Genomic DNA, 24,800 nt, shown 5'->3' with positions numbered 1-24,800 from the left:
CCTGGCCGGTCAGGCGGGCCTGACGCAGCCATCGTCGCAGGCGCGGTGCAGGCGAAGCGCCAGCCAGGCCGAGACCAGGCACATGCCCGCGACGAGAAACAACATGTCCTCCGGCGTGACGCCCGCCGCGCTGATCCCCAACACGGCGGCCGAACCGATGGTCATCGCAAAGCAGTTGACGATGTTGTTGGCCGCCACGGTCCGCGCGGTCTGGTCCTTTTCCACCGTGGTGGTCAGAAAGGCGTAAAGCGGCACGACGAACATGCCGCCCGTCGTGGCGATGGCGAGCAGCGTAGCCAGGATGCCAATGGCGCGCGGCTCCGCCAGAAACGCCTGCCAGCTGTACAGGCCGCCGTCGGGGGCCGGGGTCCAGTTGCGGCAGAGGATCGAGAACAGGACGACGAAGGCGCCCATGGCGATAACCGAGACCGGCGAATAGCGCGCCGAAATCTCACCCTTCAGCATCGTGTTGATGACCACTGATCCGATCGCCACGCCGATCGAGAAGATCGCAATGGCCAGGCTGGCGACTTCCTTGTCGGCGGTCAGCACGTTCTTCACCAACGGTGGGAAGACGATGATCAGGACCGACCCGATCGTCCAGAAGAAGCTGATCGCGACGATGGCCAGGAACAGCCGCCGGATATGCAGTGTCGCTGCGATCAGCCGCCATGATGCGGTGAAGGGATTGAAGTTCAGCTTGAGCGGCGGCCCCTCGCGCGGGGCGGGCGGGACCTGCCGCGCGGTGAACCAGCCCAGCACTGCAACGACCAGAACGCCCCCGGCCGCGACCTCGATCGGCACCCAGCCTGCGACCACCGTGCCGAGCAGGATGGCGAGGTAGGTCCCCGCCTCGACCAGGCCGGTGCCGCCCAGGATATCGTCGGGCTCCAGATGCTGGGGCAGGATCGCGTATTTGATCGGCCCGAAAAAGGTCGAATGCACGCCCAGCGCCAGCACGGTGCCCAGCATCAGGCCCAGGCCCAGATTGATATAGCCAGCCTTGGCGATCATCAGGCCGAGGGCACCGACGATCATGATGCCGATCTCGGCCGTCTTCACGATGCGGATGATCCGCGCCTTGTCATGGCTATCCGCCAGCTGTCCCGACAGCGCGGACAGCAGCACGAACGGCACGATCGACAGGCCGGTCGCCAGCGCGTTGAAGTTCGCCTCGGCATGGGCGTCGTTGAAGATCGCATAGGTGGCGAACAACACCATCGATGTCTTGAACAGATTGTCATTGAACGCGCCAAGGAACTGGGTGGTGAACAGCGGCAGGAACCGGCGCCGCTTGAGAAGCCCGAGGGCATTGAGCATAACGAAAAATGGCCCGATCGTGGCAACAGGATGACGCCAACATAACCATGCGGTGGCGCATCGCCAACCGGTTAAAGCGGTTTGTCATGCGCGAGGGAGCGGTTAGAAGGCGTCATGCTGACGCTGCCCAATCTGTTGACGCTTTCGCGAATCCTGGCCGTGCCGCTGCTCGCGGGGCTGTTGTGGCAGCCCGACTGGGCGCTGGGCTATGGCATCGCCTTCTTCCTCTACTGCCTGATGGGCATCACCGATTATTTCGATGGCTATCTGGCGCGGGCGCAGGGCGCGGTGTCGAAGCTGGGTGTCTTCCTCGATCCCATCGCCGACAAGATCATGGTCGCCTCGGTCATCCTGGTGCTGGTCGCGGTGCAGGTGCTGAGCGGGTGGAGTGTGATTGCCGGCCTCGTCATCCTGCTGCGCGAGATCGCGGTGTCGGGCCTGCGCGAGTTCCTGGCGCAGTTGCAGGTGTCGGTCCCCGTCTCGCGGCTCGCCAAGTGGAAGACGACGCTGCAGCTCGTCGCGCTGGGCGGTCTGATCCTGGGCGGAGCATTGCCGGGCTGGCCCTGGCTGCACATCGCGGCGCTGGCGGCCCTGTGGGGTGCGGCGGTGCTGACCATCGTCACGGGTTGGGATTATCTGCGCGTCGGCCTCAAGCATATGGATAGCTGATGACGCTGACGATCCTGTATTTCGCCTGGGTCCGGGAACGGATCGGGCAGGCCGAGGAGTCGGTCGTGCTTCCCCCGGAGGTCACGACGGTGGCGCAGTTGGTCCGCTGGCTGGCCGCGCGAGGCGGCGGCTATGCCGAGGCAATGGCTGAGCCCGAGCGGTTGCGCGCGGCGGTCGACCAGAATTTTGTCGGGCCGGAGGCCTCGATTATCGGCGCGCGTGAGGTGGCGATCTTCCCGCCGGTGACCGGCGGATGATCCGCATTCTGATATCGCGCGATCCCATCGATCTGGCGGGCGAGACGGAGCGGGTCGAGACCGGCGATGTCGGCGCGGTGGCGAGCTTTTGCGGGCTGGTGCGAGCCGATGACGGCGTCGACCAGCTGGAGCTGGAACATTATCCCGGCGCGACCGAGGCGGCGCTCGACCGCATCGCCCGACTGGCGACCGAACGCTGGTCGCTTCAGGCGGCGACGATCGTCCACCGGGTCGGCCCGATGCGGCCGGGCGAGCGTATCGTCCTGGTCCTGACCGCTGCGCCGCACCGCCGCGATGCGCTGGACGCCTGTGCCTATCTGATCGACCGGTTGAAGACCGACGCTCCGTTCTGGAAGCGCGAGACGCGGGGCGAAGACGCCCGCTGGATCGAGGCGCGGGAGAGCGACACGGCGGCGGCCGAGCGCTGGAGCACCCAGGCCCCATAAAAAAGGCGGAGCCGAAGCCCCGCCTTTCCCAATGCGATCCTTTGGGACCGATCAGCCGATCTTGGGCACGTTGATGCCGTTGGTCAGATGGACGACGCCGTTGGTCGCATCCACATCGGCTTTGTCGACATAGGCCTTCTGGCCGTTGACGTCGGTCAGCATGATATTGCCGTTCGGGCCCAGCTGCGCGGTCAGCGGCTGGCCCGCCAGCGTGGTCAGCGTCGCGGTGCCGTTGCCCGCCGCAATCTGCGCCTTCAGCTGCTCGGCGGTCAGCTTGCCCGAGACGACATGGTATTTCAGGATCGTCGCCAACACCGGTTTGTTCGCCGGCTTGCTCAGATTGTCGAGCGCGCCCGCCGGCATGCGGCTGAACGCCTCGTTGCTAGGGGCAAAGACAGTGAACGGGCCCGGGCCCGCCAGATCGGTATCCAGACCGGCAGTCGTCACCAGCTTGGCCAGCGTGCTGCGATCCGGGGTCGCGGCGAGAACCTGAACGACATTGCCGGTCGCGGCGGGCGTCGCGGTCGCCGGAGCGGCCGGCGTTGTGGCGGGGGCGGGCATCGTCTGGGCCGGAGCCGCAGGCGCCGTGGTGGTCTGGGCAACCGCCGCACCGGCGCTGGTCAGGGCGGTGGCGGTCGCGAGGATAGCAAGGGTCTTCAGCATGAAAGCATACTCCCGTTCTTCGGGCGGCGGAGCGAGATCGCGTCGCGCCGCAGGTGGAAGGGCAGGCCAGCCGTTCGGCAACCGAAACGGCCGTCCTGCCGGGAGTAACGCACTTAATCGAGTTTTGGCACCAAGACACCATTGACGATGTGAACCACGCCGTTCGCCTGGGCCATATCGCCCGCCTCGACATAGCTCTTGTTGCCGCTGGCATCGGTCAGGGTGATGACCGACTGGGTCATGGTGACGGTCAGAGGCTCGCCCTGCACGGTCATCAGGGTCGCGGTGCCGTTGCCCGCCGCGATCCGCCGCTGGAGCTCCGCGACGCCGATCGTACCGGGCACCATGTGGAAACGGATCACCCGCACCAAGGATACGCGATTGGCGGGTTGCAACAGCTGGTCGAGCACGCCGGGGGCCAGGCGACCAAAGGCTTCGTTCGAGGGCGCGAACACCGTGTACGGCCCGGGGCTTGCCAGCGTGGTGGCGAGGCCAGCGGCACGGACCGCCGCCACGAAGGACGACAGCGATCCGGTGGCCGCCGCATTGTCCAGGATGGTCCGGGTCGGGGCCATGGGCTGGTCGGTCGGCGCGGGCATGGGGGCTTCCACGGGCGCCGTGACGGAGGGTGTGACGGGCGCCTCGCGCTCATTCCGCCCGCCCGCGCAGCCGCCAAGGCTGATCAGGGCAATGATCGGCAACAGGGCGATGGTGTGCCGTGTGTTGAGGGTCATGGGCGAAATCTCCTTCGGATGGCTGGGGGCGCTCAGGCCGCTTCGGCGAACACCTGGGCAAGCAGGCGGAAGTCCTTTTCGCGCGGGCTGGCGCGTCGCCAGACAAGCGCGATCTTGCGCATCGCATTTTCCGCATCGAGCGGGCGGGCGGTGATGTTCGTATTCTCCAATATCCCCGCTCGCAGCGCCATTTCGGGCAGCATCGTCATGCCCAGGCCGTTATCGACCATCTGGACGATGGTGTGCAGCGACGTGCCCAGCATCGTCGCCTCGGCCCGCAGCTCTGGCCGGTTGCACGCGGCAAGCGCATGGTCCTTCAGGCAATGCCCGTCCTCCAGCAGCAGCAGCCGGGTCTCGTCGATCGCGGCGGCCGGAATGGCGGCCGGCGGCGCGTTGTCGTCGTCCGTAGGGAAGGCGACGAACAGCCGGTCGTCGAACAGAGGCTCGGCCGTCACCTCTCCGCAGGCGAAGGGTAGGGCGAGCAGCACGCAGTCGGTGCGACCATTGTGCAGCCGCTCGCACGCCGGGCCGCTCGGCTCCTCGCGCAGAAACAGTTTCAGGTCGGGATAGTCGCGGCGCAGGCGCGGCAGGATGCGGGGCAGCATGAAGGGCGCGATGGTCGGAATGACCGACATGCGCATCTCGCCGGACAAGGGGCGCCCGGCTGCGCGGGCCATATCGCCCAGCTCGTCCGCCTCGCGCAGGACCCGCCGCGCCTTGTCGGCGATCCGTTCGCCCAGCGGCGTAAAACGTACCACGCGGCGCGTCCGCTCGACCAGCGTCACGCCGATCAGCGTCTCCAGCTCGCGCAGGCCCGCCGACAGGGTCGACTGGGTGACGAAACACGCATCCGCCGCCCGGCCGAAATGGCCATGGTCCTGCAGCGCCACGAGATATTGCAGCTGTTTCAACGTCGGTAGGTAGGTCGCGGCCATTGATCGTCTCAGTCGATTGCGATCTGACAAATAGCTTGTTGGATTGATCGCGCCAGTCCCCATATCTGTCGCGGCAACGAATACAGGCGGTCCACCGCCGATCGTTCGAGAGGATGGCTGAAGCCGAATTTTTTGAAGAAATGGAGGCTATTGCCATGTTGACCGTTGGAGACAAGCTCCCCGCATTCACCGTGCCCGTCCAGCAGGGCACCAACGCGCTGCCCGCCGGCGAGACGATCAGCGACACCTCCTATGAGGGCAAGTGGAAGGTCCTGTTCTACTGGCCCAAGGACTTCACCTTCGTCTGCCCGACCGAGATCGTCGGCTATGCCCAGCTGAAGGACGATTTCGCGGACCGTGACGCCGTGCTGATCGGCGCGTCGACCGACACCGCGCACGTCCACCTGGCATGGCGCAAGTCGGACCCCGATCTGGCCGCTGCCGACTTCCCCTGGATCGCGGACAATGGCCGCGTCCTGGCCGATGCGCTGGGCATCGTCGACAAGAATGAGCATGTCGCCTACCGCGCGACCTTCATCATCGATCCCGACAATGTCATCCAGCACGTCACGATCAACGGCCTGAACGTCGGCCGAAACCCGCAGGAAACCCTGCGTGTTCTCGACGCGCTGCAGACCGACGAGCTGTGCCCGTGCAACTGGAACAAGGGCGACGACGTCCTCCAGCTCGCGGCCGAATAATCCTGTCGTCCGGGGGCGGAGCCGTCCCCGGACCCACTTTCCCGATGCCCCGGCGAGGGTTGCCGATACATTGCGGTCGGCGGCCCGGACTGGGGCGTCGTTTATCTGGAGCCCTTCCATGTCGCTCAAGGAATTTGCTGGGCAACTGCCCGACTTCGCCAAGGACATTCGCCTGAATGTCGGATCGCTGCTGAACGAGGCGCTGCTGAACGATCAGCGCAAATACGGCCTGCTGCTCGCCTGTGCGCATGGCACCGGCCACAAGCCGCTGGTCGAGGCCGCCGAGGCGGAATGCGCGGCAAAGCTGTCGCCCGAGGCCGCCAATGCGGCGCGCGCGGCGGCGGCGGTGATGGCGATGAACAATGTCTATTACCGCTTTACCCATCTCGCCGGGAACCAGGAATATCGCAACCTGCCCGCCAAGCTGCGCATGAACGTCATTGCGGCGCCCGGTATCGACAAGGTCGATTTCGAGCTGTTCAGCCTGGCCGTGTCGGCAATCAACGGCTGCGGCATGTGCATTGACGCGCATGAGGCCGTGCTGAAGAAGGCAGGTGTCTCGGCCGAGATCATCCAGACCTCGGTCCGCATCGCCGCGGTGATGCAGGCGGTCGCGACCGTCCACGCGGCAACGGCGTAACACCGATCCTTCCCGGCACGGGGAGGGGGACCGCCGCGAAGCGGTGGTGGAGGGGGCTTTCCACCAGCTACACTCTGTGTGGCAAGCTCCCCGTCACGCCCGTGGCGTGCCACCTCCCCATGCCGGGGAGGATTTACCGGACAATTGCCTGGTACAGTCCCCAAAGACTGGTCAGCGTCAGAATGATGCCCACCAGCGTCAGCAGCGTCCGCGCGGGCACCCGCTTGGCCAGCATGGCCCCGAACGGCGCCGCACAGATGCCGCCGATCAGCAGGCCGACCGTTGCCATGGTAAACGCGCCCCAGCCCAACTGGGTGATGAACGTCGCCGAGATCGTCGCCGTCAGGAAGAATTCGGCGGTGTTGACCGTCCCGATGGTGGTGCGCGGAGCCGCACCCTGCGCCAGCAGGTTGGAGGTCACCACCGGACCCCAGCCGCCCCCGCCCGCCGCGTCCAGAAAGCCGCCAATAAAGCCCAGCGGCTCCACCACTTTGGGCTCGCGGGTATGCGGCTTGTGACGCCACGCGCGGATCAGCAGATAGAGGCCGATGGCGGTCAGATAGGCGAGGATGAAGGGCTTCACGACCGCCGCATCGATATTGGACAGGACATAGGCGCCCAGCGCCCCGCCGATTACGCCCGGGATCATCAGGCGCAGGAACAGCCGCCAGTTGACGTTGCGATGCACCGCATGACTGATCCCCGACACCGCGGTGGTGAAGGTTTCGACGCTGTGCACCCCCGCCGAGGCCGCCGCCGGCGGCACGCCCAGACTGATGAGCAGGGTGTTGGAGATCACGCCGAACGCCATGCCCAGCGCGCCATCGACCACCTGGGCGGCAAAGCCGACGCCCACAAAGGGCAGGATATGGATCAGCTCGCTACTCGTCGGGTCCATCATGTCTCCTTTAAGCCTTTCGGCCGGTCGGCCATGCCGTGTCGGGACCAACGCTGCAACAAAGATAGAGTTTGTCGCGCCGCATCGGCTGCTGCGACTATCTGGATTTCACGCTATACCGTGCCTAAATGCCGGTATCGCATCTGGGGACATGCTCATGCCGAGCCGATTGGCCGCCTATCTTGATTCGATCCGGGCTCGCGACCCGGCTCCTCACTCGCGCGCGGAGATCTTGCTGTATCCGGGCGTCTGGGCGTTGGCGGGCCACAAGGTCGCCCACCGCCTGTATAAAGCGCGAGCCTTTTTCCTGGCGCGGTTGGTCAATCACTTCACCCGTTTCGTGACTGCGATCGACATTCACCCTGGTGCAACGATCGGCCGCAACTTCTTCATCGATCACGGCTTCGTCGTGATCGGCGAAACCGCCGAAATCGGTGACGACGTCACCATCTATCAATGCGTGACGCTGGGCGGGACCAGCCCGGACAACGGTGTGGCGGGCAAGCGTCACCCGACCCTGATGGACGGCGCGATCGTCGGCTCCGGTGCCCAGGTCCTGGGCCCCATCACCGTGGGCCCGAGAGCGCGGGTGGGCGCGAATGCCGTCGTGACGCGGGATGTGCCCGAAGGCGCAGTGATGGTCGGCATCCCGGCTCGCCCCACCGTGGTCGAGGGCGGCGCCGCGCCCGAGCCCCGGTTCGTCCCCTATGGCACGCCGTGTTCGGAGGTCTTCGATCCGCAGACGCAGAAGATCGAGATGCTTCGCTGCGAGCTGGATACGATGCGGCGGCGGCTGGACGCGGTTCTGGCCGAGCAGGAAGAGCGGCGCGATCGGGCCTGATGGGGATCGTACCCTTTCCACGCGCTGCCGGGCAGGTTGGCTTCGAGCGGATCGAGCTGAACCGCATCCTGGATCTCTACGGCCGCATGGTGGCGGCAGGCCATTGGCGCGATTATGCGATGGACCTGGGAAAGGATGCTGCGGTCTTCTCGGCCTTTCGTCGCACCGCCGAGCGGCCCGAATACCGGATCGAGAAGCGCCCCGCGCTGCGCAACCGACAGGGCATGTGGGCGCTGATCGGCGAGGGCGGGGCGGTGCTGAAGCGCGGACATGAACTGGGGCCGGTCCTCGCGCCGGTCGAGCGGCGGCTGATGAAGCTGGTCGAGGAATAAGAAAGGCGCCGGTCCCCTAATGGGAACCGGCGTCGTCCTACAGCCCGGTGGTGGGCTGGAGCTTACTTGCCGCCACGCTGGCGGCACTGGTCATACTGACCCTTCTTACAAATCGGATAGCTCTTCAGCGGAGCCGGGGCCGGATACGCCTGTTCGGGCGTCGGCGCCTGCTTGAAGATGATCGGCGCGCCCGGCGCGGGCGGGGCGGCCATCGGCGGCTGGGCGGGCTGATAGCCGCCAGCGGTCATCGTCGCGGCGGAGGCAGCGGCATTGGCCTGCATCGAGCCATTGGTCGTGTCGGTCGAGGTGCTGGTCTGCATCCCGGCTTGCGCCGTGGTATCAGTGGTGCCTGCCTGGGCCCCGGCTTGTGCCGTGGTGTCGGTCTGGGGCGTGGTCTGGGCCAGGGCGGGCGTCGCCATCAGCGCGGTGGCGGCGAGAAAAACGAGCTTCATGCGAATCTCCTATTCAGAAGCGCAAGTGCGTTAGCGCGGTGGGTGAACGCCCCATGCCGCACTTGGCTCCCTCGTTTCGCTTGCGACCCGATCCTTACGGGTTTTTAACTCAGCCCCCGGCGTCGAGCGAATAGCCCGCCGAACGTACGGTGCGGATGATGTCGGGGCGGTCGCCGATGTTGATCGCCTTGCGCAGGCGGCGGATATGCACGTCGACGGTCCGGCTCTCGATATCCGAATCGTGGCCCCACACCGCATCGAGCAGCCGCTCGCGCGAGAAGACCCAGCCGGGATGCTCCAGGAAATGCTTGAGCAGGCGGAATTCCGTCGGCCCGAGCGAGACGACTTCCCCGGCGCGGCGCACCTTGTGACCGACCGTATCCATCTCGATATCGGCATAGGTCAGCGCCTCGCCAGCCAAGGCAGGGCGGACACGGCGCAGCACCGCACCGACGCGGGCGACCAGTTCGCGCGGCGAGAAGGGCTTGGTGACGTAATCGTCCGCGCCCGTCTCCAACCCGCGCACCCGGTCTTCTTCTTCCCCGCGCGCGGTCAGCATGATGATCGGCACGTTCGCGGTTTCGGGCGAGCGGCGCAGGCGGCGGCACACCTCGATCCCCGAAATCCCCTCCACCATCCAGTCGAGCAGGACGATGTCCGGCGTGCTTTCGCGCGCCAGCAACAGGGCCTCCTCGCCGTCCGGCGTGTGGGTGACCTCGAAATCCTCGCGCTTGAAATGGAAGACGAGCAGTTCCGCCAGCGCGGCATCGTCTTCGACCAGCAACATCTTTACCCGTGCCATCGTGCCTGTTCCCTCAAGAAGGCAAAGTGCCGCCGCGATCCCGCTCACCCATCTGGGTGCCGGTCGCAGCGAAATAGACCATCTCCGCGACGTTCGTCGCATGGTCCCCGATCCGTTCGAGATTCTTGGCGATGAACAGCAGGTGCGCGACCTGACCGATCGTCTTGGGATTCTCGACCATATGGGTGACGAGCGTGCGGAAGATGGAATCGTAGAAATCGTCGAGCGCGGTATCGCTGTCGCGGACCCGCACCGCCGCCTCGGCATCGCGCGCGGCAAAGGCGTCGAGCACGTCATGCACCATCGCCGAGGCGATCTTGGCCATGGCGGGCAGGATCGAGATGGGCTCGATCCGGTCCTCGCTCTCGAGCATCGGCACGCGCTTGGCGATGTTCTTGGCATAGTCGCCGATGCGTTCGACGACGCTGGCGATCTTCAGGGCCGCGACGACCTCGCGTAGGTCGTTGGCCATCGGCGCACGCAGCGCGATGGTGCGCACGGCCAGCCGCTCGACCTCGGCCTCGATCAGGTCGATCGCCTTGTCGTCGTCGCGAACCTTGCGCGCCAGTTCGAGGTCGGAGCGTTGCAGCGCCTTGATCGCATTGGCGATCGCCTCCTCGGCCAATCCGCCCATCTGGCTGATGAGACCGCGGAGACGCCCGATATCGTTGTCGAAGGCTTTTACGGTATGGTCCATGATCCTCGTCCTCAGCCGTACCGGCCGGTGATATAGTCCTTCGTCCGTTCTTCCCGTGGGTTGGTGAAGATGTCGGACGTCTTTCCGTACTCGACGAGCGTGCCGAGGTGGAAAAAGGCGGTACGCTGGGAGACGCGGGCTGCCTGCTGCATGTTATGGGTGACGATCGCGATGGCATAGCGGCCGCGCAGGTCGTGGATCAGCTCCTCGATCCGGGCGGTCGCAATGGGATCGAGCGCGCTGCACGGCTCGTCCATCAGGATGACTTCGGGGTCGACCGCGATGGCGCGGGCGATGCACAGCCGCTGCTGCTGGCCGCCCGACAAAGCGGTGCCGCTTTCCGACAGGCGATCCTTGACCTCGGCCCACAGCCCCGCGCGGGTCAGCGAGCGTTCGACGATCATATCCAACTCGGCGCGCGACGACGACAGGCCGTGGATGCGCGGGCCATAGGCGACGTTTTCGTAGATCGACTTGGGGAAGGGGTTGGGCTTCTGAAACACCATGCCGACCCGTGCGCGCAGCTGCACCACGTCCATCTCGGGCGCATAGATATCCTGCCCGTCGAGCCGTACATCGCCCGAGACACGGGCCGAGGCGATGGTGTCGTTCATCCGGTTGAGCGTGCGCAGAAAGGTCGACTTGCCGCAGCCCGACGGGCCGATAAAGGCGATGACGTGATCCATGTCGACATCGATCGAGATGTCGTGAATCGCCTGCTTGGCGCCATAGGACACGCTGACGTTGCGCGCGCTTATCTTGGGGGTGCTCACCAGCGTGTCTCGAACCGATTGCGAAGGTAGATGGCCAGCCCGTTCATCGCGAGCAGGAACACGAGAAGGACGATGATCGCGGCCGAGGTCTTCTCGATGAAGCCCCGATCGACCTGATCGGACCAGAGGAAAATCTGTACCGGCAAGACGGTGGCCGGATCGGTCAGCCCCTGCGGCGGGGCGGCGATGAAGGCGCGCATACCGATCATCAGCAGCGGCGCGGTCTCACCCAGCGCGCGGGCCATGCCTATGATCGTGCCGGTCAGGATGCCGGGCAGGGCGAGCGGCAGGACGTGGTGGAAGATCACCTGCACCCGCGATGCCCCAATCGCCAGCGCAGCGTCTCGGATCGATGGCGGCACCGCCTTGATTGCGTTGCGCCCGGCGATGACGATCACCGGCATGGTCATCAGCGCCAGTGTCAGGCCGCCGACCAGCGGGGCGGAGCGAGGCAAACCGAAACTGCCCAGAAACACCGCCAGGCCCAGTAGACCGAAGATGATCGAGGGGACCGCCGCCAGATTGTTGATCGACACCTCGATGATATCGGTCCAGCGGTTCTTAGGCGCATATTCTTCCAGATAGAGCGCGGCGAGCACGCCGATGGGGAAGGCGAGCGCCAGCGTCACCAGCATGGTCAGCAGCGATCCCTTGGCCGCGCCCCAGATTCCGACCCGCGTCGGGTCGGTTGCATCCGCATCGCGCAGGAAGCCCAGGTTCCAGCCGGTCGACAACACGCCCTGCGCCTGTAGCCGCGCGACGACGCGTTCGGCTTCTGGTGTGCCCTCGCCCTTGGCCGCGACATCGTAACGGCTGGCGACGGGCAGGGCGAAGACGGTCGTCCGGTGGAGGATGGCCGGGTCCGCCTTGATGGCATCGCGAACCACGATCCACGCACCCGGCGACAGCAGGTCCGATCCGATCGGCCCGAAGGCGGTCGTGGCGGCGCTGTCGACCGCGTTCTCCAGTCCCGCACCCGCCAGCGCCAGGTCGGCGCCACGCCCCTTCAACCGGGCCGGTTCGATCGGCAGTTCGGCGGCGGCCAGGTTGACCGGCAGGGTGACCCGGGTTTCGGTAAAGCCGCGCAGCCCCTGGGCCAGCATCGTGATGAGCAGGAAGGCCAGGAAGGCCGCCGACAGCGCGACCGCCGCCGCGCCCAGCCGCCGGAAGCGCCGCTCCGCCGCATAGCGCCGCCGCAGACGCCGGGCCATGGCCGGGCTGCCCCATCCATGAGGCTTGGGGGCGAGCGGGTTATTCATAGCTTTCCCGATACCGCTTCACCACGCTCAGCGCGACGATGTTGAGGAGCAGGGTGATGACGAACAGCGTCAGGCCCAGCGCGAAGGCGGCCAACGTCTTGGGGCTGTCGAATTCCGCCTCACCGGTGAGGAGGTCGACGATCTGGCGGGTCACGGTGGTCGTGCTGGCGAAGGGGTTGGCGGTCAGCGCCGCGACGCCGCTTGCCGCCATGACGACGATCATCGTCTCGCCGATCGCGCGGCTGACCGCGAGCAGGACGCCGCCGACCACGCCCGGAAGCGCGGCGGGCAGCATCACGCGGGTGATGGTTTCGGACGTCGTGGCGCCCATCGCCAGACTGCCGTCGCGCATCGCGCTGGGGACGGCGGCCAGGCTGTCATCGGCCATGGACGAGACGAAGGGGATGATCATCACGCCCATGACGAGGCCTGCGGCCAAAGCGCTTTCGGACGAGGCCCAGTCGATGCCGATGGCGACCGCGAACTGGCGCACGGCGGGCGCGACGGTCAGCGCGGCGAAATAGCCATAGACGACCGTCGGAATGCCCGCGAGCACCTCCAGCACCGGCTTCATGATCCGGCGCGCGCGTGGCGCGGCATATTGCGTCAAGTAGATGGCGCTCATCAGGCCGAAGGGGATGGCGACGGCCATCGCGATCACCGCACCGATGAAGAAGGTGCCCCAGAACAGCGGCACCGCGCCCAGCGCCGCACCCGGATCGCGCGGGTCGATGACTTGCGGACTCCAATGCGTGCCGAACAGAAAATCGGTGACCGGCACGACCGAGAAGAAACGGCCTGCTTCATAAAGAAGCGACGCGACGATCCCCGCCGTGGTCAGGATCGCGATCAGCGACGCGCCGAGCAGCAGTCCGAGCACGACCCGTTCGATCCGAGTCCGTGCCGAGAAATCCGGCCGGACGTGCAGATAGGCATAGGCCCCACCCGCCAGTGCGAGCAGCAGGACGATGGCGGTCGCGATCCAGTCGAACCGGGTCTGTGCCCGGTCATAGGCCGGGGCGAGCCTGCGCGACAGGGCATGGAAGGCGCCGTGCGTCCGTCCTGCCGCCAGCGCGCGCGCTTCGGACAGGATGGCCGCCCGCTCGAACCCCGGCGGCGGCAGCTGCGCGGCGGCGGGTGTGGCGATCACCGTTTCGGTGACCAGCGCGGGCGAGGTCGCGGCCCACACCGCCAGGAAGATCAGCGGCGGCACCACCGTCCACAGCGCGACATACCAGCCATGATGGTGCGGCAGCGAACTGACCCGCGCGACATGGCCGCGCCGAAAGCCCAGCGCGCGCATCCGCGTGCTGGCCCAGGCGATGACGCCCAGCCCGACGATCAGGATCAGGAGGATTGCGCCGTTCATGACGGCAGCTTCGCGGGATCGAGCGGAATTTCCCGCGCGATGATCGCCCGTGCCTTCGCCTCGACGGCGGCGGGCGAGGCGATCAGGCCGCGCCGGACAAGCGGTCCATCCTTGCCCCAGTTGGCCGCATACAGCCGCAGAAAGTCGCGCAGGCCGGGAATGGCGTCCAGATGCGCCTTCTTTACATAGACATAGAGGGGGCGCGATCCCGGATACTGGTCGGCGGCGATGGCGGCATAGGTCGGCTTGACGCCGTTGATCGCCACGCCGTCCACCGTCTGGCGGTTTTCCTCCAGATAGGAATAGCCAAAGACGCCCAGTGCGTCCGGGTTGGCCTGCAGCTTTTGGACGATCAGATTATCGTTCTCACCCGCATCGATATAGGCCCCGTCGTCCCGCACCCGGGTACAAAGCGTCCGATGCGCGTCGGGATCGCGATGGCTGAGCGCGACCGCGCCCGGCTCGACCGCATCGCAGCCCTTCATCAGGATCAGCTCGGCCAGCGCGTCGCGGGTGCCGCTGGTCGCTGGCGGCCCATAGACCTGGATGGGAATGGCGGGCAGCGCCGGATTGACGTCGGCCCAGGTGCGCGCGCGGTTAGGCTTGCCACCGGGATGCGCCGACAATGCACGGTACAGGTCGACCGTGGTCAGCGCCATGCGCGGACCGCGCTTGGATTCGGCAAAGGCGATGCCGTCGATACCGATCTGGATTTCCAGGATATCGGGCGCGCCGTGTGCGGCGCATTCGCGATACTCGCTCGCCTTCATCCGGCGTGAGGCATCCTCGATATCCGGGTGTCCCGCACCGATCCCGGCGCAGAACAGCTTCATGCCCGCGCCCGTGCCGGTGGATTCGATCACCGGGGCCCGGGCACCGGGGTCGGCCGCGACGAAGCGCTCCGCGATGATCGTGGTGAAGGGATAGACCGTCGATGAGCCGACCGCCGTGATCTGCTCGCGCACACCCGCGCCGCCGCCATTGGCCTGATCGTGGCAGGCCGCCAGCGCGAACATCGCGGCGAGAAGGCAGGGCAGGCGCATCATGTTCCTTGGAAGGGGGCGACCATCGTGGTTGCGAACCGGCGCTGCCATGCTCACCGGACCCCCGTGTGACATTTTTATTGTGGTTTTGTGACAGCGCCCTCGGAAACCGCTCGATCCGCATTTTTCAGCGCGGGCAGCCGCACCGTGAAGGTCGTGCCCACCCCGACCTCGCTCGCAATCTCCAGTTTGCCGCGATGCCGCTCGACGATGTGCTTGACGATGGCAAGCCCCAAGCCCGTCCCGCCGATGCTGCGGCTGCGCCCCGAATCGACGCGATAAAAGCGCTCGGTCAAGCGCGGGATATGGCTGGCGGCGATGCCCTCGCCCCGATCGGCGACCGCCAGCTTCAACATGGCGCCGTCGCGCGCCAGCGTAACCCGGACCGGCGTATCGGCGCGGCCATATTTCATCGCATTGCCGATCAGATTGTGGAGCATCTGCGACAGCTGGGCACGGTCGCCCGCGACCGGCGGCAGGTCCTCGGGCCATTCGCAATGGATATCGTCGGCGCGCGGGGAGCCCGAATCGAGGAACTCGTCCCAGACATGCTGCACCAGGTCGCTCATATCGACCGGCTGGGCGGGCTGGCGATATTTGTCCGCCTCGATCCGGCTGAGCGAGATAAGGTCCTCGACCAGCCGCTGCATCCGCCGCGCCTCGTCGAACATGACCTTCAGGAACCGGGCGCGGATTTCGGCATCCTCGCCCGCTTCGTCGCTCAGCGTCTCGATAAAGCCGAGGATCGAGGCGAGGGGGGTGCGCAGTTCATGGCTGGCATTGGCGACGAAATCGACGCGCATCCGTTCGGCCGCGTCATGCGCGGTCTGGTCGATCAGATGGACGATGCGCTGGCCGCTGCTGGTATCGGCGACGCGCATTTCCCAGCGCTGCTCCAGGGAGCCCAGCCCCACAAGCGAGATCGCATGATCGGAGTCGGTCATCGCTTCCTTCGCCAACAGGCGTTCGGCGGCGGCGGGGTGGCGGATGGCGACACGCGCATCCTCCCCGACGATATGCCCGCCGAGCAAGGCGCGGGCGGATCGATTGGCGAGGATCACGCGGCCCTTCTCGATCAGCAGCACCGGCTCGACGATGGCGTCCAGCGCTTCTTCGAGAAGGGGGGACAGGGCGTCCTCCTCCTCGGCCAGTCGACCTTCGTCCTGTTCATCGGCGACGCCTTCGCTCGCGACCAACGCCGCCGCGATGCCGCCGACCAGCGTGATGATCGCAGGGCCCGGCCCGGCGCTCAGAAACACCACCAGCGCGGCCACGACAGCCACGATCACCGCCCATAAGGTGCGAACGCCGAATCCCATGGGGTGTCGGTGTAGCGGTCGACGCGTCGTCTGTCTTCCTTGCGCCCTCGATATGATCCGGCTTTTGGCCAGTTTTGGGATGCTTAAGCCTTTGCTCAGCGTCTTGTGACAAGGCGACGAATATGGGACATCGCGACTTCATGGACGACACGCCTCCCGATCAGGGGCCGCCCCCCGAAGAGCCGGCCGCCGCTCCCGCCTCCAGCGTGACGAGCCGCCGGATGCTGATGCTGGGTGCGGTCGGCACCAGCGCGGTCGTCGCGATCCGCCCCGCGCTGGCACAGGCGACGGGCTCGATCCTGAACTGCCAGATCCCGGTTCCAGGCCCAGGCGATGCGGGCAAGTATATCGCCAGCGACGGCTCGCTCGCACCGCCCAGCCTGCTGGGCCCGATCCTCGGCTATGGCCCCTTTCCGCCGCCCCCGCGCCCCTTCACGGGCGAGGAGATCCACAAGGCGATGTACGAGGGGGCCAATCTGCCCGGTGCGACGTACAAGAGCAGCCAAGCCTATCTCGCCTATATCAGGAAGCTGAAGATGGGGCAGAGTGGCTATACCTGTTTCCTGTCCGTGCAGAATCCCCGGACCTGATCGCATGGCCGGTCCGCGCTACCGCGCGGCGGAGGCGGCGCTGCTGATCGTCGAGCCGCTCGATATCTTCACGGCAATCTTTCATCGACCGTCGGGCATCACCCATCTGCTGAACGAGCCGGCGCCCCAGATCCTTGAGGTGCTGGCGGATGCACCGCTCGATCGGGATGCGCTGTTCGCGCGGCTGGCGGCGGAATATGAGCTGGGCGACGCGCAAGGCGATGGCATGGCGATGCTGCGCGCCCGGCTCGACGAGTTGGAGGCGGCCGGGCTGGTCGACCGATTGTGAGGCACCGCATTTCCCTGCAGGTCGGGCCGGTGGGCTTCCGTATCGGATCGGACTGGCGCGCGCCAATCGCCGCGCTGGATGCGCTGTACCGCGACTACCCGCGCGCGGAATTTGCCGATTACAGCGTTCGGCTAGAGGCGACCTCCTTCTGGCGGCGATGGGTAAGACCCTCGGTGCGCACGACGGGCGATTATCACCTGCCCGACGCCGCACCCTTACCGCTGGCGCAGGGGTTGCTCGCCGCCGAAATGGGGATGAACCTTCAGGTCGCGCTCGGGCATCGCCGCCACTTGCTGCTCCACGCGGCGGTGGTCGCGCGGGGCGACCGGGCGATGCTGCTCAGCGGCGTATCGGGCGCCGGCAAGTCGACGCTGGCGCTGATGCTGTCGGAGCGGGGCTGGCGCTTTCTGGGCGACGAATTTGCGATGATCGATCCGGCGACCGGCTGGGCGCATCCCTTCCCGCGTCCCATCAGCCTGAAGAACGAAAGCCTGAGCGTCATTCCTGCCGGGCGCCTGGTCGGCCCGCTGCTGTCCGGCACACCCAAGGGAGAGGTCCGGCATGTCGCCCCCGACGCTGCCGCCATCGCCGCGATGACGCAACCCGCGCGCCCGGCTCTGCTGGTCTTTCCCCGTTTCGGTCATCCGCTGGCGTTGCAAGGCATGGCGCCTACCGAGACCTTCGTCCGGCTGACCCAGGCATCGACGAACTACGTCGCGCTGGGCGAGGCGGGGTTTCGCACGCTGACCCGGCTGCGGGCGGAGGTGCCCGCGGTCGCGCTGGACTATCCCGACGGGGAGGCGGGCGTCGCGGCGGTGGAATCGATCTGGAGCGCGTTGTGAGCGCGATCGAGACGCTGATCGCGCTGCTCCGCGCGCCGGAGCGGGCGGCGACGCTCGATCTTGCGGAGTGGACCGAGGTGGTGACGGTCGCGCGGGCCGAGACCCTGCTGGGCACGCTGGCGTACCGGCTGGACGGACTGGTGATCCCAGCGGTCGTTCAGCGAGTGCTGGAGGATGCCAAGGCCGAGGCGGAGGAGATACGCCGCACGGCCCTTTGGGAGGCGAACCGCGTGGCGCGGGCACTGGCGCCGCTCGGGGTGCCGGTGATCCTGCTGAAGGGAACCGCCTTCGTCGCAGCGGGGCTCGCGGCGGGGCAGGGGCGCGGGATCGGCGATTGCGACATCCTGTTGCCGCGCGCGTCCCTCGACCACGCCGAAAAGCTGCTCCTCGACGCAGGCTGGGAATGGGTAAAGGCGGACCCCTATGACGACCTCTATTACCGGCGCTGGATGCACGAGCTGCCGCCGCTGATCCATGGCGAACGGGATCGGATGGTCGATGTGCACCATACCATCCTGCCGCTGACCGCACGACCGACACCGGATGCAGGTGCGCTGATCGCCGCTGCCGAGCTGTTGGGCGGTGGCTTGGCGGTCCTGTGCCACACCGACATGATCGTCCATGCCGCCGCGCATCTGTTCGCCGATGGTGACCTGAGCGGTGGGTTGCGCAATCTTTGGGACATCCATGCGCTGATCGAGGAGCGCGGTGTCGAGGGACTGGAAGAGCGGGCCCGACACCATGGCCTGTCGAGGGCGGTCACGCGGGCGATGCGGCTGAGCCATGCGCTTTACGGGACCGACGTGCCAGAGCCGTGGCGCCGCCTGACCGCGACCGACCGCATATACCGCCGTCGATTGACTGCGCGCGACGGCTGGGGGCGCGAGCGGAGGCCGGTGACGCGCCTGGGCTTCTATATCCGCTCGCACGCTATCCGGATGCCGCTGCCCATGCTGGCGCGGCATTTGTGGATCAAGTGGCGGAAGGGGCGAGCCGTTCCAGCGTCGGAATGAGTTCGCCGTAACCATCGATGATCGCATCGGCGCCCAGCGCCTCCACCGGCTGGCTGAGGAAACCGAAGGAACAGGCGACGACCGGAAGACCGGCGGCGCGTGCGGCCTGCACGTCGAAGATCGAATCGCCGACAAAGGCCGCCGATCCGCCGCCGCATTGTTCGACCAGCGCCTGGATCGGCCGGGGCGATGGCTTGGGGATGCCCAGCGTATCGCCGCCGATGATCGCGTCGAACCGGTCCGTCAGCCCCAACGCCTCGAGAATGGCGCGCGCGAAGCGCTCCAGCTTGTTGGTCATGATACCCAGCCGCACACTCCGCGAAGCCAGTTCGTCCAGCGCGGCAAGCGCCCCGGGAAACGGCGCGGTGTGGACCGCGAGATGCGCCTCGTAATAGTCGAGCAGCTGTCGATGCAGCGTATCGAGCATTGCGTCATCATAGCCGCCGGTCGCCTCCAGCCCATGCTTCAACATGGCCCGCGCGCCGCCGCCGATCATCGGCTTGACCGCCTCGACGCTCAAGGGCGCGCGACCGATCGAGCCGAGCGCATGATTGACCGCCGCCGTCAGGTCGCCGCTGGTGTCGAGAAGCGTGCCGTCCAGGTCGAAACCCACGATGGCGAAAGGAAAACCGTGCGATGAATTGACGTCCATGTCTCGTCCTGGTGCAGTCTCCCGCTGGCCTTGGACCCAAATCCGTGGCAGGCGCAACCACCATGACGAGACCAGTCGCCGCCATCATCCTCGCCGCGGGCAAGGGCACCCGCATGAAGTCGGACCTGCACAAGGTCCTCCATCCCATTGCCGGGCGGCCGATGCTGCTCCACTTGATCGACAGCGTGAAGCAACTCTCTCCCGAGCGCATGGTCGTGGTGACCGGCGCGGGGCGCGAACAGGTCGAGGCGGCGGTCGCGCCGCTGGGCGTCGGCACCGCCCTTCAGGCTGAGCAGCTGGGCACCGGCCATGCGGTGGCGCAGGCGCGCGAAGCGCTGTCGGGTTTCGACGGCGATGTACTGATCCTCTATGGCGACGTGCCGCTGGTCGAGGCGCGGACGATGCAGGCGATGATCGACCGGCTGAGCCAGGACGACCAGCCCGCCGCCGTGGTCCTGGGCTTCCGCCCGAACGATCCCGCCGCTTATGGCCGGGTGATCGCCGATGCGACGGGCCGGATCGACCGGATGGTCGAATTCAAGGATGCCGATCCTGAAGAACGCGCCGTAACCCTCTGTAACTCCGGCCTGATGGCGGTGCGTTCGGCCGACCTGTTCGGACTGCTTGACCGGGTCGGCAACGACAATGCGGCGGGCGAATATTATCTGCCCGATATCGTGATGCTGGCCGCCGCCGATGGTCGCCATTCGGCGGTGATCGAGACGGGGGCGGGCGAAGTCGCGGGCGTCAACAGCCGCGCCGAGCTGTCGGTGGTCGAAGCCGACTGGCAAACGCGTCGCCGCGCCCGCGCCATGGCTGACGGAGTGACGCTGATCGCGCCGGATACGGTGTGGTTCTCGCATGATACGAAGCTGGGCCGCGACGTCGTGATCGAGCCGCATGTGGTCTTCGGCCCCGGCGTGCATGTCGCGGACGGGGTGACCATCCATGCCTTCAGCCATCTGGAGGGCGCGACCGTCGCCACCGGCGCGGATATCGGCCCTTATGCCCGTCTGCGCCCCGGAGCGGACGTGCGCGAGGGCGCGCGGGTCGGCAATTTCGTCGAGATGAAGAAGGCCGTGCTGGGCCCCGGTGCCAAGGCGAACCACCTGACCTATCTGGGCGATGCTGAAGTCGGGGCGGGCGCCAATATCGGCGCGGGCACCATCACCTGCAATTATGACGGGTTCCAGAAATACAAGACCGTGATCGGCGAGGGGGCCTTTATCGGCTCCAACTCCGCGCTGGTCGCGCCGGTGACCATCGGCGCGGGAGCGATCGTCGGTGCGGGGGCCGTGGTGACGAGCGATGTCGAGGCCGACGCGCTGGCGCTGGTCCGGGCCGAGCGCCAGACCAAGCCGGGCTGGGCGAAGCGTTTTCGAGAGATGATGACGGCCAAGAAGGCCGCGAAGAAGGCTGGGGAGTAAGCTTATGTGCGGTATCGTGGGAATCCTGGGCGGCGAGGATGTCGCCGAGCGTCTGCTCGACGGGCTCCGTCGCTTGGAATATCGGGGCTATGACTCGGCGGGCATCGCCACCATCGATGACGGTGCGATCCAGCGTCGGCGCGCCTCGGGCAAGCTGGTCAACCTGGCCAAGGAGCTGGCGGCGCATCCGTTGCCCGGCTCGATCGGCATCGCGCATACCCGTTGGGCGACTCATGGCGGCCCTACCACCAACAATGCGCACCCCCACGCCACCGATCATGTCGCGGTCGTCCACAACGGCATCATCGAGAATTTCAAGGCGCTGCGCGACGAACTGATCGGTCGCGGGCGCGTCTTCACGAGCGAGACCGATACCGAAGTCGTCGCCCATCTGGTCAGCGAAAAGGTCGAGCAGGGTCTCGATCCGGTCGCCGCCGTCCGCGAGGTGCTGCCGCGCTTGCACGGTGCGTTCGCGCTCGCCATCCTGTTCCGCGACCAGCCCGACATGTTGATCGGCGCGCGGCTCGGCTCGCCGCTGGTCGTCGGCTATGGCGATGACGAAACCTATCTGGGCTCCGACGCGCTGGCGCTCGCGCCGCTGACCCAGCGTATCGCGTATCTGGATGAGGGCGACTGGGTGGTCTGCACCCGCGAGGGCGCGCAGGTCTATGACCGTGATAACAATCCGGTCGACCGCCCGGTCACCCTGTCGGGCGTCACCGGCGCGCTGATCGACAAGGGCAATCACCGCCACTTCATGCAGAAGGAAATCTACGAGCAGCCGATCGTCGTCGCCCAGACGCTGCGCTCGTATCTCCAGCGGCTGGAAGGCAAGATTGCCCTGCCGATCCCCGAGTTCGACCTGTCGGGCATCAAGCGCGTCACCATCGTCGCCTGCGGCACCAGCTTCTATGCGGGCATGGTCGCCAAATATTGGTTCGAGCAGTTCGCGCGCGTGCCGGTCGACCTCGATGTCGCCTCCGAGTTCCGCTACCGCGCGCCGGTGATGGAGCCGGGCGGCCTGATGATCGTCATCAGCCAGTCGGGCGAGACCGCCGACACGCTGGCCGCGCTGCGCCACGCCAAGGCCGAGGGGCAGACGATCGCCGCCGTGGTCAACGTGCCCACCAGCTCGATGGCGCGAGAGGCCGACCTACTGCTGCCGACCCATGCCGGGCCGGAGATCGGCGTCGCCTCGACCAAGGCCTTTACCTGCCAGTTGAGCGTGCTGGCCGCGCTCGCTGCGAACCTCGCCAAGGCCAAGGGACGTCTGAGCGCCGACGAGGAGAAGCAGATCGTCCGGCACCTCGCCGAAGCCCCCGCCGCGATCAACGGCGCGCTCGCTTATGACGAAGCGATCGAGGGCATGGCCGGGGCCGTCGCCAGCGCGCGCGACGTTCTCTATCTCGGCCGTGGCACCGACTATCCGCTGGCGCTGGAAGGTGCGCTGAAGCTGAAGGAAATCAGCTATATACACGCCGAAGGTTATGCGGCGGGTGAGATGAAGCATGGCCCGATCGCGCTGATCGACGAGCATGTCCCGGTTATCGTCATCGCCCCCTCCGGGCCGTTGTTCGAAAAGACCGTGTCGAACATGCAGGAGGTGCAGGCGCGCGGAGGCAAGGTCATCCTGATCTCCGACTATGACGGGATCGAGGCAGCCGGAGAGGGCTGCATCGCAACCATCACCATGCCCAAGGTCCACCCGCTGATCGCGCCGATCGTCTATGCGGTGCCGGTGCAGTTGCTCGCCTATCATGTCGCGGTCGCCAAGGGCACCGACGTCGATCAGCCGCGCAACCTCGCCAAAAGCGTCACGGTCGAGTAATCGCGGTCCGAACTCTGACCATTTACGTCACATTAAGCGTCTCCGGTTACCATCGCTCCACCAATTGCTTGACGATGGAATGATGGTGACCGGATGCGTATTCTGATCGTTGACGACGAGCCGGCGGTACACGACAGCTACGCATATTGTTTTTCTGGTCATTCGGACGGCCAGCCGACCCGCCGCGATACGCTGGATGCGATGGCCGCCGAACTGTTCGGTGCCGTCGATCCGGTGACGTCCGACCCCGGCGACACGACTCAGCGCCCGTTCCGGCCGCACCATTGTTATCAGGGTGTGGATGCGGTTGCGGCGGTCGAGCAGGCGCTGGCCGAGGGCAACCCCTTCGCGGTCGCTTTCATCGACATCCGCATGCCGCCGGGTATCGACGGGCGCGAAACGGCGCGACGTATCCGTGCGCTCGATCCCGACGTCCATCTGGTGATTGTCACGGGCTATTCCGATTTCTCGCCGACCGATATCGGCAAGGTTGCCGGGCCGCCGGACAAGATCTTCTACATCGCCAAGCCGTTCGAGGTCGCCGAGATCTCCCAGATGGCGCTCGCGCTCTGCCGCCGCTGGGACAATGATCGCGAACTGGCGGCGGCACGCGCGACGCTGGCGGCGCAGGTCGTCACACTCGAGGAAAAAACCGCGGAGCTGGCCGCGAACGAGAACCGGGCGATGCACATCGCCATGCACGACGCCCTGACGGATGCGCCCAATCGCGTCGCCTTCCTTCGTGGAATTCAGGAGCGCGGGCGGCGACCGGGGCCGTTCGCGATCGGCATGATCGATCTCGACCGGTTCAAGCTGGTCAACGACACGCTCGGCCATCTGGCGGGCGACGAATTGATCCGCGAGGTCTGTACGACGATCCAGCATGCCGCGCCCGACAACGCGTTGGTCGCACGGTTGGGCGGCGATGAGTTCGGCTTGTTCTTCGACGCGAGCGGCGAGGCCGAGGCCGTCGTCGCCTGCGAGCGGATCGTGGCGGCCTGCGCCACCAGCTTCACCATATTGGGTCATGCGGTTCGGTGTGGCGCGTCCTGCGGACTGGTGATGAGCGGCAAGGGTACGGAACATGACCCGACCGATCTGGTCCGCCAGGCCGACTTGGCGCTGAACGATGCGAAACGGGCCGGTCGCGGGGTCGTCCGCGTCTTTGACGAGCGGATGGATGAAAGCATTCGCGTGCGCCGCGGGATCGAAGCGGGGCTGACCAATGCGATCGCCCGGAACGAAATCAGCCTGACCTTCCAGCCGATCGTGGCACGCGGCAGCCTCGACATCGCCGGGTTCGAAGCGCTGGTCCGCTGGACCACGAAGGAACACGGGGCGGTCAGCCCGGCGATCTTCATTCCGATCGCTGAGGAAAGCCATCTGATCCACGAACTGGGTGACTGGGTGCTCGACCATGCGCTGGCCGAGTTACAGCACTGGCCCGGCCAATATGTCTCGGTGAATTTCAGCCCGGTGCAGTTCCGCCGGTCCCACTTCGTCGCCCATGTCATGGACAGCGTTCGTCGCGCGGGCGTGGAGCCGGGCCGCGTACAGATCGAGATTACCGAAACCGCGATCTTCGACGATGCCGAGCGCGCCTCGCATACACTGTGTGAATTGCGCCGCCTGGGCTTCCGCATAGCGCTGGACGATTTCGGCACGGGGTATTCCAGCCTCTATAATATCCGCAAGTTCGCGCTCGATTGCCTGAAGATCGATCGCAGCTTCATCGACGGGATGGGGCGTGAACGGGAATCCGCCGCGATCGTCCACTCGATCATTCATCTCGGTCGGGCACTCGGCTTGGGCGTGATCGCCGAGGGGGTCGAAACCGAGGCGCAGGCCCAGGCGCTTCGTGTTGCAGGGGCCAGCCATCTGCAGGGCTATCTCTTCTCGCGCCCGGTGCCCGCGATGGAAGCCCGGGCGCTGGCGGCGCGGCGTAACTTGCCGCTGCCGGGCAGCAACGTCTCCGAACTTCCCATCGCGGCAGGTGCCCGGCGCTGATC

The 24,800-nt window shown here is 66.5% G+C and carries 28 protein-coding genes; 14 read left to right on the top strand and 14 right to left on the bottom strand.

Annotation, left to right across the window (positions count from 1 at the left end):
• Window positions 1-9: 9 nt before the first annotated feature.
• Window positions 10-1,320, bottom strand: a complete 1,311-nt coding sequence (locus tag SSA01S_RS04695; protein WP_061779434.1) for an MFS transporter — start codon at window positions 1,318-1,320, stop codon at window positions 10-12.
• A 114-nt stretch (window positions 1,321-1,434) separates the two neighbouring features.
• On the opposite strand from SSA01S_RS04695, the gene pgsA reads away from it, so the two are divergent.
• From pgsA to SSA01S_RS04680, 3 genes are read left to right on the top strand one after another with little or no spacing between them, the layout of a single operon-like run.
• Window positions 1,435-1,989, top strand: a complete 555-nt coding sequence (pgsA, locus tag SSA01S_RS04690; protein WP_061779433.1) for a CDP-diacylglycerol--glycerol-3-phosphate 3-phosphatidyltransferase — start codon at window positions 1,435-1,437, stop codon at window positions 1,987-1,989.
• A complete protein-coding gene (gene moaD, locus SSA01S_RS04685; RefSeq protein WP_061779432.1) occupies window positions 1,989-2,246 on the top strand; it encodes a molybdopterin converting factor subunit 1 in 258 nt (85 codons plus the stop codon). The genes pgsA and moaD overlap by 1 nt, the downstream gene beginning before the upstream one ends.
• Entirely contained in the window at window positions 2,243-2,692 is a 450-nt protein-coding gene (locus SSA01S_RS04680; RefSeq protein ID WP_061779431.1) for a molybdenum cofactor biosynthesis protein MoaE, read from the top strand. The genes moaD and SSA01S_RS04680 overlap by 4 nt, the downstream gene beginning before the upstream one ends.
• Window positions 2,693-2,743: 51 nt before the next feature.
• On the opposite strand, the gene SSA01S_RS04675 is transcribed toward SSA01S_RS04680, so the two are convergent.
• From SSA01S_RS04675 to SSA01S_RS04665, 3 genes are all read right to left on the bottom strand, one after another.
• Complete coding sequence (locus SSA01S_RS04675) at window positions 2,744-3,355, bottom strand: fasciclin domain-containing protein (RefSeq protein WP_061779430.1); 612 nt, start codon at window positions 3,353-3,355, stop codon at window positions 2,744-2,746.
• Window positions 3,356-3,468: 113 nt separating this feature from the next.
• On the bottom strand, window positions 3,469-4,089 hold the full coding sequence (locus SSA01S_RS04670) for a fasciclin domain-containing protein (protein ID WP_082794927.1): 621 nt from the start codon (window positions 4,087-4,089) through the stop codon (window positions 3,469-3,471).
• 32 nt (window positions 4,090-4,121) lie between these two features.
• Window positions 4,122-5,024, bottom strand: coding sequence for a hydrogen peroxide-inducible genes activator (locus SSA01S_RS04665; RefSeq protein WP_061779429.1), 903 nt, complete (start codon window positions 5,022-5,024; stop codon window positions 4,122-4,124).
• A 155-nt stretch (window positions 5,025-5,179) separates the two neighbouring features.
• On the opposite strand from SSA01S_RS04665, the gene SSA01S_RS04660 reads away from it, so the two are divergent.
• On the top strand, window positions 5,180-5,725 hold the full coding sequence (locus SSA01S_RS04660) for a peroxiredoxin (protein WP_007403328.1): 546 nt from the start codon (window positions 5,180-5,182) through the stop codon (window positions 5,723-5,725).
• 118 nt (window positions 5,726-5,843) lie between these two features.
• Window positions 5,844-6,365: an alkylhydroperoxidase, AhpD family gene (ahpD, locus tag SSA01S_RS04655; RefSeq protein ID WP_061779428.1), complete on the top strand. Its 522-nt coding sequence runs from the start codon at window positions 5,844-5,846 to the stop codon at window positions 6,363-6,365.
• Window positions 6,366-6,498: 133 nt separating this feature from the next.
• Here the strand turns inward: ahpD and SSA01S_RS04650 are convergent, their stop codons facing one another.
• Window positions 6,499-7,263 (bottom strand): sulfite exporter TauE/SafE family protein, encoded by a 765-nt coding sequence (locus SSA01S_RS04650; RefSeq protein WP_156477667.1) that lies wholly within the window; start codon window positions 7,261-7,263, stop codon window positions 6,499-6,501.
• 157 nt (window positions 7,264-7,420) lie between these two features.
• On the opposite strand from SSA01S_RS04650, the gene epsC reads away from it, so the two are divergent.
• Both epsC and SSA01S_RS04640 read left to right on the top strand, forming a co-directional pair.
• Window positions 7,421-8,104, top strand: a complete 684-nt coding sequence (gene epsC, locus SSA01S_RS04645) for a serine O-acetyltransferase EpsC (RefSeq protein ID WP_061779458.1) — start codon at window positions 7,421-7,423, stop codon at window positions 8,102-8,104.
• Window positions 8,104-8,436, top strand: a complete 333-nt coding sequence (locus tag SSA01S_RS04640) for a DUF2794 domain-containing protein (protein ID WP_061779426.1) — start codon at window positions 8,104-8,106, stop codon at window positions 8,434-8,436. The genes epsC and SSA01S_RS04640 overlap by 1 nt, the downstream gene beginning before the upstream one ends.
• A 62-nt stretch (window positions 8,437-8,498) precedes the next feature.
• Here the strand turns inward: SSA01S_RS04640 and SSA01S_RS04635 are convergent, their stop codons facing one another.
• The 8 genes from SSA01S_RS04635 to SSA01S_RS04600 form a co-directional block, all read right to left on the bottom strand.
• Window positions 8,499-8,888 (bottom strand): hypothetical protein, encoded by a 390-nt coding sequence (locus SSA01S_RS04635; RefSeq protein ID WP_061779425.1) that lies wholly within the window; start codon window positions 8,886-8,888, stop codon window positions 8,499-8,501.
• Between the two features lie 109 nt (window positions 8,889-8,997).
• Window positions 8,998-9,690 carry a phosphate regulon transcriptional regulator PhoB gene (gene phoB, locus SSA01S_RS04630; protein ID WP_058715109.1) on the bottom strand — a complete coding sequence of 231 codons (693 nt, stop codon included), beginning with the start codon at window positions 9,688-9,690 and terminating at the stop codon, window positions 8,998-9,000.
• Window positions 9,691-9,703: 13 nt separating this feature from the next.
• Window positions 9,704-10,387 (bottom strand): phosphate signaling complex protein PhoU, encoded by a 684-nt coding sequence (phoU, locus tag SSA01S_RS04625; RefSeq protein ID WP_170171691.1) that lies wholly within the window; start codon window positions 10,385-10,387, stop codon window positions 9,704-9,706.
• Between the two features lie 11 nt (window positions 10,388-10,398).
• The gene (gene pstB / locus SSA01S_RS04620) at window positions 10,399-11,163 is read right to left on the bottom strand and encodes a phosphate ABC transporter ATP-binding protein PstB (RefSeq protein WP_058715114.1); all 765 of its coding nucleotides are present in this window, start codon (window positions 11,161-11,163) and stop codon (window positions 10,399-10,401) included.
• Window positions 11,157-12,371: a phosphate ABC transporter permease PstA gene (gene pstA, locus SSA01S_RS04615; protein ID WP_217996047.1), complete on the bottom strand. Its 1,215-nt coding sequence runs from the start codon at window positions 12,369-12,371 to the stop codon at window positions 11,157-11,159. Before pstA ends, pstB begins: the two co-directional genes overlap by 7 nt.
• A gap of 40 nt (window positions 12,372-12,411) precedes the next feature.
• A complete protein-coding gene (gene pstC, locus SSA01S_RS04610; RefSeq protein ID WP_061779423.1) occupies window positions 12,412-13,788 on the bottom strand; it encodes a phosphate ABC transporter permease subunit PstC in 1,377 nt (458 codons plus the stop codon).
• Window positions 13,785-14,831 carry a substrate-binding domain-containing protein gene (locus SSA01S_RS04605; RefSeq protein WP_061779457.1) on the bottom strand — a complete coding sequence of 349 codons (1,047 nt, stop codon included), beginning with the start codon at window positions 14,829-14,831 and terminating at the stop codon, window positions 13,785-13,787. The genes pstC and SSA01S_RS04605 overlap by 4 nt, the downstream gene beginning before the upstream one ends.
• Before the next feature lie 77 nt (window positions 14,832-14,908).
• Window positions 14,909-16,150 (bottom strand): sensor histidine kinase, encoded by a 1,242-nt coding sequence (locus SSA01S_RS04600; RefSeq protein WP_061779422.1) that lies wholly within the window; start codon window positions 16,148-16,150, stop codon window positions 14,909-14,911.
• Between the two features lie 122 nt (window positions 16,151-16,272).
• Here SSA01S_RS04600 and SSA01S_RS04595 point away from each other — a divergent pair, with 122 nt between their 5' ends.
• From SSA01S_RS04595 to SSA01S_RS04580, 4 genes are read left to right on the top strand one after another with little or no spacing between them, the layout of a single operon-like run.
• Complete coding sequence (locus tag SSA01S_RS04595) at window positions 16,273-16,740, top strand: hypothetical protein (RefSeq protein ID WP_240954762.1); 468 nt, start codon at window positions 16,273-16,275, stop codon at window positions 16,738-16,740.
• Between the two features lie 4 nt (window positions 16,741-16,744).
• On the top strand, window positions 16,745-17,029 hold the full coding sequence (locus tag SSA01S_RS04590) for an HPr-rel-A system PqqD family peptide chaperone (protein ID WP_061779421.1): 285 nt from the start codon (window positions 16,745-16,747) through the stop codon (window positions 17,027-17,029).
• The gene (locus SSA01S_RS04585; protein ID WP_061779420.1) at window positions 17,026-17,871 is read left to right on the top strand and encodes an HprK-related kinase A; all 846 of its coding nucleotides are present in this window, start codon (window positions 17,026-17,028) and stop codon (window positions 17,869-17,871) included. Before SSA01S_RS04590 ends, SSA01S_RS04585 begins: the two co-directional genes overlap by 4 nt.
• Entirely contained in the window at window positions 17,868-18,884 is a 1,017-nt protein-coding gene (locus tag SSA01S_RS04580) for a nucleotidyltransferase domain-containing protein (protein ID WP_082794926.1), read from the top strand. The genes SSA01S_RS04585 and SSA01S_RS04580 overlap by 4 nt, the downstream gene beginning before the upstream one ends.
• Here SSA01S_RS04580 and SSA01S_RS04575 read toward each other — a convergent pair.
• Complete coding sequence (locus tag SSA01S_RS04575; protein ID WP_061779419.1) at window positions 18,844-19,536, bottom strand: HAD-IA family hydrolase; 693 nt, start codon at window positions 19,534-19,536, stop codon at window positions 18,844-18,846. The two genes, SSA01S_RS04580 and SSA01S_RS04575, sit on opposite strands and share 41 nt — an antisense overlap.
• A gap of 62 nt (window positions 19,537-19,598) precedes the next feature.
• Here SSA01S_RS04575 and glmU point away from each other — a divergent pair, with 62 nt between their 5' ends.
• From glmU to SSA01S_RS04560, 3 genes are all read left to right on the top strand, one after another.
• Window positions 19,599-20,963, top strand: coding sequence for a bifunctional UDP-N-acetylglucosamine diphosphorylase/glucosamine-1-phosphate N-acetyltransferase GlmU (gene glmU, locus SSA01S_RS04570; RefSeq protein ID WP_061779418.1), 1,365 nt, complete (start codon window positions 19,599-19,601; stop codon window positions 20,961-20,963).
• A 4-nt stretch (window positions 20,964-20,967) separates the two neighbouring features.
• Entirely contained in the window at window positions 20,968-22,791 is a 1,824-nt protein-coding gene (glmS, locus tag SSA01S_RS04565; protein ID WP_061779417.1) for a glutamine--fructose-6-phosphate transaminase (isomerizing), read from the top strand.
• Window positions 22,792-22,884: 93 nt separating this feature from the next.
• On the top strand, window positions 22,885-24,798 hold the full coding sequence (locus tag SSA01S_RS04560; protein WP_061779416.1) for an EAL domain-containing response regulator: 1,914 nt from the start codon (window positions 22,885-22,887) through the stop codon (window positions 24,796-24,798).
• The last annotated feature ends 2 nt before the right edge of the window (window positions 24,799-24,800 follow it).

This window comes from Sphingomonas sanguinis NBRC 13937, assembly GCF_001591005.1.
In the GTDB taxonomy this organism is placed as follows: domain Bacteria; phylum Pseudomonadota; class Alphaproteobacteria; order Sphingomonadales; family Sphingomonadaceae; genus Sphingomonas; species Sphingomonas sanguinis.
Note: the sequence above shows the minus strand (reverse complement) of the source record. Positions and strands in the feature narration are given on the sequence as shown.

Coding starts and splice junctions, on each gene's coding strand:
- SSA01S_RS04605 (WP_061779457.1), bottom strand. CDS start 14,831: ATGCGCCTGCCCTGCCTTCTCGCCGCGATGTTCGCGCTGGCGGCCTGC.
- phoU (WP_170171691.1), bottom strand. CDS start 10,387: ATGGACCATACCGTAAAAGCCTTCGACAACGATATCGGGCGTCTCCGC.
- SSA01S_RS04665 (WP_061779429.1), bottom strand. CDS start 5,024: ATGGCCGCGACCTACCTACCGACGTTGAAACAGCTGCAATATCTCGTG.
- SSA01S_RS04680 (WP_061779431.1), top strand. CDS start 2,243: ATGATCCGCATTCTGATATCGCGCGATCCCATCGATCTGGCGGGCGAG.
- SSA01S_RS04595 (WP_240954762.1), top strand. CDS start 16,273: ATGGGACATCGCGACTTCATGGACGACACGCCTCCCGATCAGGGGCCG.
- SSA01S_RS04590 (WP_061779421.1), top strand. CDS start 16,745: ATGGCCGGTCCGCGCTACCGCGCGGCGGAGGCGGCGCTGCTGATCGTC.
- SSA01S_RS04635 (WP_061779425.1), bottom strand. CDS start 8,888: ATGAAGCTCGTTTTTCTCGCCGCCACCGCGCTGATGGCGACGCCCGCC.
- pstC (WP_061779423.1), bottom strand. CDS start 13,788: ATGAACGGCGCAATCCTCCTGATCCTGATCGTCGGGCTGGGCGTCATC.
- SSA01S_RS04560 (WP_061779416.1), top strand. CDS start 22,885: ATGCGTATTCTGATCGTTGACGACGAGCCGGCGGTACACGACAGCTAC.
- SSA01S_RS04640 (WP_061779426.1), top strand. CDS start 8,104: ATGGGGATCGTACCCTTTCCACGCGCTGCCGGGCAGGTTGGCTTCGAG.
- glmU (WP_061779418.1), top strand. CDS start 19,599: ATGACGAGACCAGTCGCCGCCATCATCCTCGCCGCGGGCAAGGGCACC.
- SSA01S_RS04650 (WP_156477667.1), bottom strand. CDS start 7,263: ATGGACCCGACGAGTAGCGAGCTGATCCATATCCTGCCCTTTGTGGGC.
- pgsA (WP_061779433.1), top strand. CDS start 1,435: ATGCTGACGCTGCCCAATCTGTTGACGCTTTCGCGAATCCTGGCCGTG.
- glmS (WP_061779417.1), top strand. CDS start 20,968: ATGTGCGGTATCGTGGGAATCCTGGGCGGCGAGGATGTCGCCGAGCGT.
- epsC (WP_061779458.1), top strand. CDS start 7,421: ATGCCGAGCCGATTGGCCGCCTATCTTGATTCGATCCGGGCTCGCGAC.
- pstA (WP_217996047.1), bottom strand. CDS start 12,371: ATGGCCCGGCGTCTGCGGCGGCGCTATGCGGCGGAGCGGCGCTTCCGG.
- phoB (WP_058715109.1), bottom strand. CDS start 9,690: ATGGCACGGGTAAAGATGTTGCTGGTCGAAGACGATGCCGCGCTGGCG.
- SSA01S_RS04695 (WP_061779434.1), bottom strand. CDS start 1,320: ATGCTCAATGCCCTCGGGCTTCTCAAGCGGCGCCGGTTCCTGCCGCTG.
- SSA01S_RS04670 (WP_082794927.1), bottom strand. CDS start 4,089: ATGACCCTCAACACACGGCACACCATCGCCCTGTTGCCGATCATTGCC.
- SSA01S_RS04675 (WP_061779430.1), bottom strand. CDS start 3,355: ATGCTGAAGACCCTTGCTATCCTCGCGACCGCCACCGCCCTGACCAGC.
- SSA01S_RS04600 (WP_061779422.1), bottom strand. CDS start 16,150: ATGGGATTCGGCGTTCGCACCTTATGGGCGGTGATCGTGGCTGTCGTG.
- SSA01S_RS04660 (WP_007403328.1), top strand. CDS start 5,180: ATGTTGACCGTTGGAGACAAGCTCCCCGCATTCACCGTGCCCGTCCAG.
- ahpD (WP_061779428.1), top strand. CDS start 5,844: ATGTCGCTCAAGGAATTTGCTGGGCAACTGCCCGACTTCGCCAAGGAC.
- SSA01S_RS04575 (WP_061779419.1), bottom strand. CDS start 19,536: ATGGACGTCAATTCATCGCACGGTTTTCCTTTCGCCATCGTGGGTTTC.
- moaD (WP_061779432.1), top strand. CDS start 1,989: ATGACGCTGACGATCCTGTATTTCGCCTGGGTCCGGGAACGGATCGGG.